Genomic DNA, 12,496 nt, shown 5'->3' with positions numbered 1-12,496 from the left:
AATCCGGAGCTGTGCTACCTGAACTGCGGACATTGGAGTGGCATACGTTAGACTTCGCCTACGTCACACAGTAGGTCGCGCCTATGTCCTTCGCTCCTTCCGACATGCCTTCCCCGGAAATCGATCTGCTGCGCAAGCGCACATATCAACGTCGCCGAGTACGTCAGCAGCGATTGAGGGAGTGGCGCCAGCGCTTGGCGTTTTGGTGTGGCGCGCTATTGGTGGGTCTGATCGCCCTTGCGTTCGCGTGGCTCGCGGACCAAGCCTTTGTGCTGTTCAAGCAGATCACCTCACGAGCTGCATGGCTCCCATGGATCATCACGCCGGCGGGCTTTGCTTTGCTGGCCTGGGTGACCGAGCGCTGGTTTCGCGATGCGCGGGGCAGCGGTATCCCGCAAGTCATCGCAGCGCTGGAACACCCCGTTCACAGCTTCCGCCGCAAAGTGCTGGCATTGCCCATAGCCGCAGCAAAAATGCTGCTGACGGTTGGTGCGTTGTTGGTGGGCGCCTCCGTCGGCCGTGAAGGCCCGACCGTGCATGTCGGTGCAGCGGTGATGTATGCCTTCGGTCGACGTCTCGGCCTGCATGGCCGACGCACCGTCGCCGGGCTGATCCTCGCAGGCGGTGCTGCTGGTATCGCCGCCGCGTTCAATACGCCGCTGGCGGGGGTGGTGTTTGCCATCGAAGAACTCAGCCATACCTTCGAGCAGCGATTCAACGGCCTGGTGCTGACCGCCGTGGTCATCGGTGGCATGGTCACCCTCGGCCTGCTCGGCCCTTACACCTACTTCGGCGAGCTCGGTGCCCACCTCGCCTGGGGCTGGGGTTGGAGCGCGGTACCGATCTGCGGCGTGCTCGGCGGCGTGGTGGGAGGCGGCTACGTGCGCCTGGTGCTGCCAACCAAACACGGCTGGCTTGGCCGGATGTTCGCACTGCGTAGCCGGTTTCCGGTGCGTTTTGCCGCAGGCTGCGGTGTGGTGCTGGCGTTGCTGGGGCTGCTGTCTGGCAACCATGTATTCGGCACAGGTTACGCAGAAACCCGGGCCATCCTCGACGGCGATCCGCTGACTGGGTCGGATTTTATTGTGTGGAAATTTCTCGCCAACGTCGTGTCCTACCTGGCCGGAATTCCCGGCGGACTGTTCTCGCCCTCACTGGCAGTAGGTGCGGCTTTCGCCCCGTGGTTAACGCCTTGGCTGCCCGGAGTCAGCGCAGCGATTGGCGCCCAGCTCGGCATGGGCGCCTACCTCGCCGGCGTCACCCGGTCACCGCTGACCGCCGCCGTGATCACCCTGGAGTTATCCCACAGCCCTGACCTGGCGATTCCATTGCTGGCCACGGCATTGATCGCCAGCGGTGTGTCAGGGTGGATTTCGCCGGTCTCGCTTTATCATGCGTTGGCTGCGCAGGTGTTGGAGAGGGTCAGGCCAGTAAACGATAAAAACTGACCCAAAGAAAACTGTCACACGAGCTGAGACAAGGCTTTGATTTGCCACTGGGGTAGACATTTCTTAGAACGGTTTCGCGCGAATCACCGCCAAGGCTTGAAAGGTCGCCGAGGTCTAGCAGGTGCTGTTGAACGGACATAAAAAATCCGATGCCAGAGATCTGGCATCGGATTTTTCAGAAAGCCCAGTATGAGTTCAACTGCTTGAGTGAAAAGCATTACCCGGTCAGTGGGTGCTTTTGCAATCAGTTACCGAACAATTTATCCGACCGGTTCACGTCGGCCTTGCCGGTGTCTTCCAGCAGTGTCTTAGTGCCCGAACTGACGTCGCGCGTGGCATCGGCCCTGGACTGCACTACATCGGTTTGTGCCGCGCTGCTGCGCAATTCGGCGTCGATGTAATCGTTGGAGCGGTCGGCCTTGGCTTTCATCGCTTGCAGCTTGAGCTTGCGCTCTTCGATGTCCAGGGAGTGCTCTTCGTCGGCCTGTTGTTCGGCACGGCTACGCAAGCGGGAATTCTCCTGGGCGACAGACTTACGCTGCTCGGCGGCCTGTTCGGCTGAACGGGCCTGCGCTGCGGCACGAGCGCGACGGTTGGCGTCTTCACGGGCCTGAGCCTGGGCCTGCTGGTCTTGCCACTGGCGCTGCTGGGTAGCCTGCTGGTAGGCGTCGGCCTGCTGCTGCTGGACTTCGATCTGGTGCAACTGGTCGAACTGGCCAGCATGTGCCTGAGCCACCCACAGCGCCAAGGTTGCGGCAATGATTGTGCGATTCATTCCGAGTATCAACCCTTGGCAGGTGGTGGGCAGGTAGCATTAGGCTGGATGCGAGTTTCGTTGTTGAGCATCATCACCATCAGCGAAATGCTGCCCGTTGTGAACTGGCAAGGCTGGCCGACCTGGGCAGAAGTGTAGATTTTTCCGCTGTCCGAGTAGCCAATTAGTACGCCCGGCACCAGGCTGGTCTCGCTGACCAAGGACCCTGCCAGGGCACCAGCAGCGCCGCCGCCAACTGCGCCGACCACCGCAGTGTTTCCGCTACGTGTAGCTCCCAATGCGCCACCGCCAACTACGCCAAGCAAGCCGCCGACCACGGTGGCCGCTTTGCGGTTAGCTTCGTTGCTGACTTTAATCCTGGTAGGCGAAACCGTGATGATCTGTACGGTCTTTGCTGGCTGCTTGGTGTTTACTTGACTGGCATCGAACACGTCGGCCTGATATTCCTCACCGGTGGCCTGGCAGCCAGCGAGTACAGTGGCCAGGGAGATAACAGCTATGGTTTGCTTGAACATAAACAACATTTCCTTAGGTCCTTCGAGGGAGCAGACCGCTTCCTGGCGCTTTTCGAATATCGCCACGCAACGAATTCTGGTGTGCATAGGCAATAAATGACATCAATTTGACATCAGTAAATTGTAACCACGCGATACCGCCGAGGGAACTATTTATTTCTCAATCTGATGGCCAACTATGCCTCGCCCCGGACGACGCCGTTGTACGACCGGAGCCGAGATCAGGAGCGAGTCAGGCTATGACGCCAAGATTGGCCATGGCGTACGCAAGCCTCCGCTCAGCGCTCAAAAAAATCCGGGCGGGGGTGGCGGTTTACCGCTGGGGACCATTCATTACTGCATTCTCTACGCTTATCGCTAGCCATCCCCTGCGCCTGTCACCCGGCTATAATTTATTTTTTTTGGGCAAAGAAAAAGCCCCGAGCGCTTGCGCACCGGGGCTTTCAGGGGAAAACCTTACATTGCTCTATGGTAATGCCTAGAACGGAATATCGTCATCAAAGCTGTCGAAATCCGGAGCCGGTTGCGGCGCTTGCTGCTGGGGAGCAGGACGCGACTCGCGCTGTGGCGGCTGGGATTGCTGCGGACGCTGCTGTTGAGGACGCGGCGCGGAGTTGGACATGCCGCCTTGACCCTGTGGAGCGCCTTCGCCTTGTGGACGACCGCCCAGCAGTTGCATGGTGCCTTGCATGTCGACGACGATTTCAGTGGTGTAGCGCTTGATGCCGTCTTTTTCCCACTCGCGGGTCTGCAGCTTGCCTTCGATGTAGACCTGCGAACCTTTACGCAGGTATTCGCCAGCGATTTCCGCCACTTTGCCGAACATCGAAACGCGGTGCCATTCAGTCTTTTCGACTTTCTGACCCGTTTGTTTGTCGGTCCATTGTTCGCTGGTCGCCAGACTCAGGTTGGTCACGGCGTTACCGTTAGGCAAGTAGCGAACTTCGGGATCCTGGCCACAAGTGCCGACCAAAATGACTTTGTTAACCCCACGGGCCATAACGTTCTCCTAGGCTTCACACGCCGCAGGCACCGGGTCGTTGACCAGGCGCTCAAGGGACGAGCGATCCAATAGTTCGGTATCCAATTTGATATAGATGGCAGCTTCATCCGCCACCACCACTGCATCTGTCACTCCCGGGACCGCCATCAGACGCGCGATCAGACCGGCTTCGCGCTGTGTCTCTGGCGTCAACGGCACACGTAAGCTCGTCACGTATGGAGGTTCACGCATAGTAACAGCAAAGGCGAGCCAGATGGCGCTAAGCGCAGCGCCCCCGAGGAAGACCACACTCAAGCCACCATGCTGAAACAGCCAGCCGCCGAGTATGCCGCCAGCCGCCGAACCGAGGAACTGGCTGGTGGAGTAAACCCCCATCGCCGTGCCCTTGCCGCCCGCCGGTGACACCTTGCTGATCAACGATGGCAACGACGCTTCGAGCAGATTGAACGCAGTGAAGAACACCACCGTGCCGATCACCAATGCTCGCAGCGTATCGCCAAACGCCCAGAAATATAGCTCCGTTAACATCAGCACTGTGACCGCGCCCAGCAACACCCGTTTCATCTGGCGTTTTTTCTCGCCATAGATGATGAACGGGATCATCGCAAAGAACGAAATCAGCAATGCCGTCAGGTAGACCCACCAATGCTGCTCTTTCGGCAGACCGGCTTTTTCCACCAGCGCCAAGGGTAGCGCAACAAAGCTGGACATGAGCATCGCGTGCAACACAAAGATACCCAAATCCAGACGCAACAAGTCAGGGTGACGCAAGGTCGGCCCCAACGCCTGGCGCGCCACGCCCGACTCTCGGTGCATCAGCGGTCCGGTTGCGCGCGGCACCATGAACGCGACGATCAGAATTCCGACCAATGCCATGCCACCCGTGGCCAGAAACAGCCCCGACAAACCAAACGCGCGAGTCAGCAACGGCCCGACCACCATGGCCACCGCGAAGGACACGCCGATGGTCATGCCGATCATGGCCATGGCCTTGGTGCGATGTTGTTCGCGGGTCAGATCAGAGAGCAGTGCCATGACGGCCGCCGAAATCGCACCCGCACCTTGCAGGATCCGTCCGGCGATGACGCCCCAGATCGAGTCCGCATTGGCCGCCAGCAGGCTGCCAAGGGCGAAGATAATCAGCCCCAGGTAAATCACCGGTCGCCGACCAATGCGGTCAGAAATCATACCGAACGGTATTTGAAGCACCGCCTGAGTCAGGCCATATGCACCAATTGCCAGACCAATCAGCGCGGGAGACGCGCCCGCCAGGTCCATGCCATAGGTGGCCAGCACCGGCAAAACCATAAACATGCCAAGCATACGGAACGCGAACACCAGGGCCAGACCGCTGGCTGCGCGGGTCTCGGCACCACTCATGCGTTCGCTAAGGGGATCGTGCATGGAAAAACCTCATGTGAACCGGCGGCGATTCTACCAGTCCCATCGATGGAGAGCACATACGTGACGCTTTGCCGCGTACTGGCATGGAGCCGTATACTCCGACGTTTATGCCCGCCAAGCGAGGCCGCAGTGGACAAGATCCTGATACGTGGGGCGCGAACCCACAACCTGAAGAACATTGACCTGACCCTGCCACGCGACAAATTGATCGTCATTACCGGACTTTCCGGCTCTGGCAAATCGTCGCTGGCGTTCGACACGCTGTATGCCGAAGGGCAACGGCGCTATGTCGAATCGCTCTCTGCCTACGCCAGACAATTCCTGTCGATGATGGAGAAACCGGACGTCGACACAATCGAAGGGCTGTCACCTGCCATTTCGATCGAACAAAAATCCACGTCGCACAACCCGCGTTCGACCGTGGGTACCATCACCGAAATTTACGACTACCTGCGTCTGTTGTATGCGCGGGTCGGTCAGCCGCGTTGCCCGGATCACGATATCCCGCTGGAAGCGCAGACCGTCAGCCAGATGGTTGACCTGGTGTTGGCGCAACCGGAAGGCAGCAAGCTGATGCTGTTGGCGCCGGTGGTTCGGGAACGTAAGGGCGAACACCTGGCCATTTTCGAAGAGCTACGCGCACAAGGTTTTGTTCGTGCCCGGGTCAACGGCAGGCTGTGCGAACTCGATGAGCTGCCAAAACTGGACAAGCAAAAGAAGCACTCCATCGATGTAGTGGTCGACCGCTTCAAGGTTCGCGAGGACATGCAGCAGCGTCTGGCTGAATCCTTCGAAACCGCGCTGAAACTGGCCGACGGCATCGCGTGGGTCGCGCCGATGGACGATGAGCCGGGCGAAGAGATGATTTTCTCCGCGCGCTTCGCCTGCCCGATCTGTGGCCACGCCATTAGCGAGCTGGAACCCAAGCTGTTCTCGTTCAATAACCCGGCTGGCGCTTGCCCGACCTGTGATGGGTTGGGCGTGAAGCAATTCTTCGACACCAAACGTCTGGTCAATGGCGAGCTGACATTGGCGGAGGGTGCGATTCGCGGTTGGGATCGGCGCAACGTGTATTACTTCCAGATGCTCGGCTCGCTGGCGAGTCACTATGGCTTCAGCCTGGAAGTGCCGTTCAACGAACTTCCTGCCGACCAACAGAAGATTCTGTTGCATGGCAGCGGCACGCAGAACGTTGATTTCCGTTACCTCAATGACCGGGGGGACATCGTCAAGCGTGCGCACCCGTTCGAAGGCATCGTGCCGAACCTCGAACGCCGTTACCGCGAAACCGAATCGGCCACCGTGCGCGAAGAGCTGGCCAAGTTTCTCAGCACCCAGCCTTGCCCGGATTGCCGTGGCACGCGCCTGCGTCGTGAAGCGCGCCATGTGTGGGTCGGCGAGAAGAATTTGCCAGCGGTGACCAACTTGCCGATTGGCGATGCAGCCAATTATTTCGCCACGCTGTCGCTGACCGGGCGACGCGGCGAAATTGCCGACAAGATACTCAAGGAAATTCGCGAGCGCCTGCAGTTCCTGGTCAACGTCGGCTTGGATTATTTGTCGCTGGACCGCAGCGCCGATACCTTGTCTGGCGGTGAAGCGCAGCGTATTCGTCTGGCGAGCCAGATTGGCGCGGGGCTGGTCGGGGTGCTGTACATCCTCGACGAGCCGTCAATCGGCCTGCATCAACGCGACAACGATCGGCTGCTCGGTACGCTGAAACACCTGCGCGACATCGGCAACACAGTGATCGTGGTCGAGCACGACGAAGACGCTATTCGTCTGGCGGACTACGTCGTGGATATCGGCCCTGGCGCCGGTATTCATGGCGGGCACATCGTTGCTGAAGGCACGCCAGCTGAAGTTATGGCGCACCCGGATTCGCTGACGGGCAAATATCTGTCGGGCCGGGTGAAGATCGAAGTCCCGGCGAAACGCACGCCGCGTGACAAGAAGCTGTCGCTGAAGCTCAACGGCGCGCGCGGCAACAACCTGCGCAACGTCGACCTGGAGATCCCGATTGGCTTGTTGACCTGCGTCACCGGGGTTTCCGGCTCGGGTAAGTCGACACTGATCAACAATACCCTGTTCCCGCTCAGCGCCACCGCATTGAACGGCGCCACCACGCTTGAGGCGGCGGTGCATGACAGCATCGATGGCCTGCAACATCTGGACAAGGTCGTGGACATCGACCAAAGCCCGATCGGTCGTACGCCGCGCTCCAACCCCGCCACCTACACCGGGTTATTCACCCCGATCCGCGAGCTGTTTGCCGGTGTTCCCGAGTCGCGCTCCCGTGGTTATGGCCCGGGGCGTTTCTCGTTCAACGTCAAAGGCGGACGCTGCGAAGCCTGTCAGGGCGATGGCCTGATCAAGGTCGAGATGCACTTCTTGCCGGACATTTACGTGCCTTGTGATGTGTGCAAAAGCAATCGCTATAACCGCGAGACGCTGGAGATCCGCTACAAAGGCAAGAGCATCCACGAGGTGCTGGAGATGACCATTGAAGACGCGCGAGTGTTCTTCGATGCCGTGCCGGCGCTTGCGCGCAAGCTGCAAACCTTGATGGATGTGGGCTTGTCCTACATCAAGCTGGGGCAGTCGGCGACTACGCTATCGGGCGGTGAAGCGCAGCGGGTCAAGCTGTCTCGCGAGCTGTCCAAACGCGATACCGGCAAGACGCTGTACATCCTCGACGAGCCGACCACCGGCCTGCACTTCGCCGATATCCAGCAGTTGCTCGACGTTCTGCATCGCCTGCGCGATCACGGTAATACGGTGGTGGTCATCGAGCACAACCTTGACGTGATCAAGACAGCCGACTGGTTGGTGGACCTGGGGCCAGAAGGTGGCTCCAAGGGCGGCCAGATCATCGCCTGCGGCACACCGGAACAAGTGGCGGAGATGGAACAGTCCTACACCGGGCACTACCTCAAACCGTTGTTGATTCGCGACCGGGCGTAAGACCAAAAAAACCCCTGCCATCTCGCGATGGCAGGGGTTTTTTATTGCCGGTACTGTCAGAACTGCGATTGCAAATAGTTTTCCAGGCCAATCGACTTGATCAAACCAAACTGCTGCTCCAGCCAGTAGGTGTGGTCTTCTTCGGTGTCGGCCAACTGGATTCGCAGAATGTCACGGGTGACATAGTCCTTGTGCTGCTCGCAGAGCGCGATACCCTTGCACAGCGCGGCACGCACCTTGTATTCGAGGCGCAAGTCGCTGGCGAGCATCTCAGGCACCGTGGTACCCACGTCCAAGTCATCCGCGCGCATGCGGGGCGTCCCTTCGAGCATCAGAATACGACGCATCAACGCGTCAGCGTGTTCTGTCTCTTCCTGCATCTCGTGGTTGATACGTTCGTAGAGCTTGGAAAAGCCCCAGTCCTCGTACATCCGCGAATGGATGAAATATTGATCGCGCGCTGCCAGTTCGCCGGTCAGCAACGTGTTGAGATAATCGATTACGTCCGGGTGACCTTGCATCGCCCTGCATCTCCCTGCTTGAAAGCCTGTAGTTTGAACCAAGCAACTCCCAAGGTCACTTCACAAAGTTAAATAAAGTGTGAAAAAAGCGTCGAAAGTCGGACAACCGGAGGCGAAAACCGCCCAAATGAGGGCGGTTTGCTTTCTCACTTCGAATTACGACAGATTTACCCCCAAGGCCTTGGCAATGCCTTCGCCGTAGGCGGGATCAGCCTGGTAGAAGTACTGCAGCTGACGTTGAACGACATCGCTGGAAACACCCGCCATCGCGCCGGCAATGTTGTTGATCAGGTGAGCCTTCTGCTCGACAGTCATCAGACGGAACAGTGCACCGGCGTGGCTGAAGTAATCGGTGTCTTCACGGTGATCGTAGCGAGTAGCGACACCATTAAGCGCCAAGGCCGGCTCCGCGTACGCTGGCGCTTGCTTCGGTGCGTCGGTGTAACTGTTTGGCTCATAGTTCGGCGCCGAACCACCGTTGTCGCCAAAACGCATCGATCCGTCACGCTGATAGCTATGCACTGGACTTTTTGGTGCATTGATCGGCAGTTGCTGATGGTTGGTACCCACGCGGTAGCGGTGTGCGTCCGCATAGGCAAACACACGACCTTGCAGCATACGATCAGGCGACAAACCAACGCCTGGCACCATATTGCTCGGGCCAAACGTCACTTGCTCGACCTCAGCAAAGTAATTCTGCGGATTGCGGTTGAGTTCCAGCTCGCCCACTTCGATCAGCGGGTATTCCTTTTGCGACCAGGTCTTGGTTACGTCGAACGGGTTTTCGTGATGCGCCTGAGCCTGATCTTCACTCATGATCTGCACGCAGACACTCCATTTCGGGAAATCGCCACGCTCAATCGCCGAGAACAGATCACGTTGGGCGTAGTCAGGATCAGTGCCCGCCAGACGCGCAGCATCGGCCGGCGACAGGTTCTTGATGCCTTGCTGGGTCTTGTAGTGCCACTTCACCCAGTGACGCTCACCCTTGGCGCTGAGCAGACTATAGGTGTGGCTGCCGAAACCGTGCATGAAGCGGTAGCCGTCCGGAATTCCACGATCCGAAAACAGGATAGTGACCTGGTGCAGCGCCTCTGGAGAATGCGACCAGAAATCCCAAACCATTTGCCCACTTTTCAGGTTGGTTTGCGGCTGACGCTTTTGCGTGTGAATAAAGTCGGGGAATTTCAGCGGATCACGAATGAAGAACACCGGCGTGTTATTACCAACGATGTCCCAGTTACCTTCCTCGGTGTAGAACTTAACCGAGAAGCCGCGCGGGTCACGCTCGGTGTCCGCAGATCCACGCTCGCCACCTACGGTCGAAAACCGAAGGAAAATAGGGGTTTGTTTGCCGGCGCTCTGGAACAACTTGGCGCTGGTGTACTGGGTGATATCACGCGTCACAGTGAAGGTCCCGTGAGCGCCCGAGCCTTTGGCGTGAACGCGGCGTTCCGGGATGTTCTCGCGATTAAAATGAGCCAGCTTCTCGATCAAATGAAAATCGTCGAGCAGCAGTGGACCGCGTGGTCCTGCCGAGCGGGAATTCTGGTTGTCGGCAACGGGTGCGCCGCTGGCAGTGGTAAGCGTCTTGTTCTGGCTCATGGGAAATCTCTCTGTGTCAGCAATTGGCCGGTCACCGGCATGGGAGAGAGTATTGTCCGTTTTTATTACACCATCTAATTCATTGATCTTCTGGCAGCGATAGTTTTTTACAATTCATACAGACACAAAAAACCGGGCACTAGGCCCGGTTCCTTGATCAAGCTGACAGCTTATTCAGCGTCTACAGCAGCACCGCTAACAGCACGGTCAACCAGCTCGACGTACGCCATAGGCGCGTTGTCGCCAGTGCGGAAACCGCACTTCAGGATGCGCAGGTAGCCACCCTCACGGGTTGCATAACGCTTGCCCAGATCGTTGAACAGCTTACCAACGATAGCTTTCGAACGAGTACGGTCGAAGGCCAGACGACGGTTAGCAACGCTATCAATCTTAGCCAAAGTGATCAGCGGCTCAGCAACGCGACGCAGCTCTTTAGCTTTCGGCAGTGTAGTTTTGATCAGCTCGTGCTCGAACAGCGACACCGCCATGTTTTGAAACATGGCTTTGCGGTGAGAGCTGGTACGGCTCAGGTGACGTCCACTTTTACGATGACGCATGGTTCATTCCTTACCAAACACAACGTTCGGTGATTACGACGATCAGGCAGTCGCCTTGTCGTCCTTCTTAAGACTTGCAGGCGGCCAGTTGTCGAGGCGCATGCCGAGGGACAGACCACGGGAGGCCAGAACGTCCTTGATTTCAGTCAAGGATTTCTTGCCCAGGTTCGGAGTCTTCAACAGTTCTACTTCGGTGCGCTGAATCAGGTCGCCGATGTAGTAAATGTTCTCCGCCTTAAGGCAGTTGGCCGAACGTACAGTCAGTTCCAGATCGTCAACCGGACGGAGAAGGATCGGATCGATCTCGTCTTCCTGTTCGATTACCACTGGCTCACTGTCACCTTTGAGGTCGACGAACGCAGCCAACTGCTGTTGCAGAATGGTTGCAGCACGACGGATTGCCTCTTCAGGATCCAGAGTACCGTTGGTTTCCAGATCAATAACCAGCTTGTCCAGGTTAGTACGCTGCTCGACACGGGCGTTTTCCACCACGTATGCGATACGGCGAACCGGGCTGAACGAAGAGTCAAGCTGCAAGCGACCAATGCTGCGGCTTTCGTCTTCATCGCTCTGACGCGAATCGGCCGGTTCATAACCACGACCACGAGCTACGGTGAGCTTCATGTTCAGGGCGCCGTTAGACGCCAGGTTAGCGATTACGTGATCGGGATTAACGATCTCGACATCATGATCCAGCTGAATATCGGCAGCGGTAACCACCCCCGAACCCTTCTTCGACAAGGTCAGCGTAACTTCGTCTCGACCGTGCAGCTTGATAGCCAGACCTTTAAGGTTCAACAGGATTTCAATAACATCTTCCTGTACACCTTCGATGGCGCTGTACTCATGGAGTACACCGTCAATCTCGGCCTCGACTACTGCACAGCCGGGCATGGAGGACAACAGGATGCGGCGCAGCGCGTTGCCCAGGGTATGGCCGAAACCACGCTCGAGAGGCTCGAGAGTGATTTTGGCGCGGGTTGGACTGACAACCTGCACATCAATGTGACGGGGTGTCAGGAACTCATTTACCGAAATCTGCATGGATGCACCTATTTTCTAGCCCTTACTTGGAGTAGAGCTCGACAATCAGGCTTTCGTTGATGTCGGCGGACAGATCACTGCGAGCTGGAACGTTTTTGAAGACGCCAGATTTTTTCTCAGTGTCTACTTCTACCCATTCTACGCGGCCACGTTGGGCACACAGATCGAGAGCCTGGACGATGCGCAGTTGGTTTTTCGCCTTCTCGCGGATAGCAACCACATCACCAGCACGCACTTGGTAAGAAGGAACGTTAACGGTTTTGCCGTTTACGCTAACCGACTTGTGCGATACCAGTTGACGCGATTCGGCACGAGTCGAACCAAAGCCCATACGGTATACAACGTTGTCCAGACGGCACTCGAGCAGTTGCAGCAGGTTCTCACCAGTAGCGCCTTTCTTGCCGGCAGCTTCTTTGTAGTAACCACTGAACTGACGCTCGAGAACGCCGTAGATACGACGAACTTTTTGCTTCTCACGCAGCTGGGTGCCGTAATCGGACTGACGACCGCGGCGCTGACCGTGGATGCCTGGAGCTGCTTCGATGTTGCACTTGGATTCGATTGCGCGAACGCCGCTCTTCAAGAAGAGATCGGTGCCTTCACGACGAGCCAATTTGCATTTTGGACCAATGTAACGAGCCATTCTATACAGTCTCCTGG

At 57.8% G+C, this 12,496-nt stretch carries 11 protein-coding genes; 2 read left to right on the top strand and 9 right to left on the bottom strand.

Translation table 11 applies throughout. The annotated features are described in order from the left end of the window. The first annotated feature begins 104 nt into the window (after nt 1-104). On the top strand, nt 105-1,448 hold the full coding sequence (locus tag ACF0H7_RS01960; RefSeq protein ID WP_397453804.1) for a chloride channel protein: 1,344 nt from the start codon (nt 105-107) through the stop codon (nt 1,446-1,448). A 244-nt stretch (nt 1,449-1,692) separates the two neighbouring features. Here ACF0H7_RS01960 and ACF0H7_RS01955 read toward each other — a convergent pair whose 3' ends face one another. From ACF0H7_RS01955 to ACF0H7_RS01940, 4 genes are all read right to left on the bottom strand, one after another. Continuing rightward, entirely contained in the window at nt 1,693-2,223 is a 531-nt protein-coding gene (locus tag ACF0H7_RS01955) for a DUF5384 family protein (protein WP_397451137.1), read from the bottom strand. Nucleotides 2,224-2,231: 8 nt separating this feature from the next. After that, nucleotides 2,232-2,738 carry a hypothetical protein gene (locus tag ACF0H7_RS01950; protein WP_397451136.1) on the bottom strand — a complete coding sequence of 169 codons (507 nt, stop codon included), beginning with the start codon at nt 2,736-2,738 and terminating at the stop codon, nt 2,232-2,234. Between the two features lie 478 nt (nt 2,739-3,216). Then, entirely contained in the window at nt 3,217-3,738 is a 522-nt protein-coding gene (locus tag ACF0H7_RS01945) for a single-stranded DNA-binding protein (protein WP_397451135.1), read from the bottom strand. A gap of 9 nt (nt 3,739-3,747) precedes the next feature. After that, entirely contained in the window at nt 3,748-5,145 is a 1,398-nt protein-coding gene (locus tag ACF0H7_RS01940) for an MFS transporter (protein WP_397451134.1), read from the bottom strand. A gap of 129 nt (nt 5,146-5,274) precedes the next feature. Between ACF0H7_RS01940 and uvrA the strand changes: the two genes are divergently transcribed. Beyond that, a complete protein-coding gene (gene uvrA, locus ACF0H7_RS01935; RefSeq protein WP_397451133.1) occupies nt 5,275-8,109 on the top strand; it encodes an excinuclease ABC subunit UvrA in 2,835 nt (944 codons plus the stop codon). 56 nt (nt 8,110-8,165) lie between these two features. Here uvrA and bfr read toward each other — a convergent pair whose 3' ends face one another. The 5 genes from bfr to rpsD all read right to left on the bottom strand — a co-directional run bounded on the left by bfr (nt 8,166) and on the right by rpsD (nt 12,479). Next, nucleotides 8,166-8,630, bottom strand: a complete 465-nt coding sequence (bfr, locus tag ACF0H7_RS01930) for a bacterioferritin (RefSeq protein ID WP_397451132.1) — start codon at nt 8,628-8,630, stop codon at nt 8,166-8,168. A gap of 156 nt (nt 8,631-8,786) precedes the next feature. Beyond that, entirely contained in the window at nt 8,787-10,235 is a 1,449-nt protein-coding gene (locus ACF0H7_RS01925) for a catalase (protein ID WP_397451131.1), read from the bottom strand. Between the two features lie 170 nt (nt 10,236-10,405). Next, complete coding sequence (gene rplQ / locus ACF0H7_RS01920) at nt 10,406-10,792, bottom strand: 50S ribosomal protein L17 (protein WP_397451130.1); 387 nt, start codon at nt 10,790-10,792, stop codon at nt 10,406-10,408. Between the two features lie 42 nt (nt 10,793-10,834). After that, complete coding sequence (locus tag ACF0H7_RS01915) at nt 10,835-11,836, bottom strand: DNA-directed RNA polymerase subunit alpha (RefSeq protein ID WP_003176403.1); 1,002 nt, start codon at nt 11,834-11,836, stop codon at nt 10,835-10,837. 22 nt (nt 11,837-11,858) lie between these two features. Continuing rightward, nucleotides 11,859-12,479, bottom strand: a complete 621-nt coding sequence (gene rpsD / locus ACF0H7_RS01910) for a 30S ribosomal protein S4 (protein WP_002555465.1) — start codon at nt 12,477-12,479, stop codon at nt 11,859-11,861. Nucleotides 12,480-12,496: the final 17 nt, after the last annotated feature.

The organism is Pseudomonas sp. NA-150 (assembly GCF_044336365.1).
Taxonomy (GTDB): domain Bacteria; phylum Pseudomonadota; class Gammaproteobacteria; order Pseudomonadales; family Pseudomonadaceae; genus Aquipseudomonas.
The sequence above is the reverse complement of the archived record's forward strand: the minus strand, read 5'-3'. Positions and strand labels throughout refer to the sequence as shown.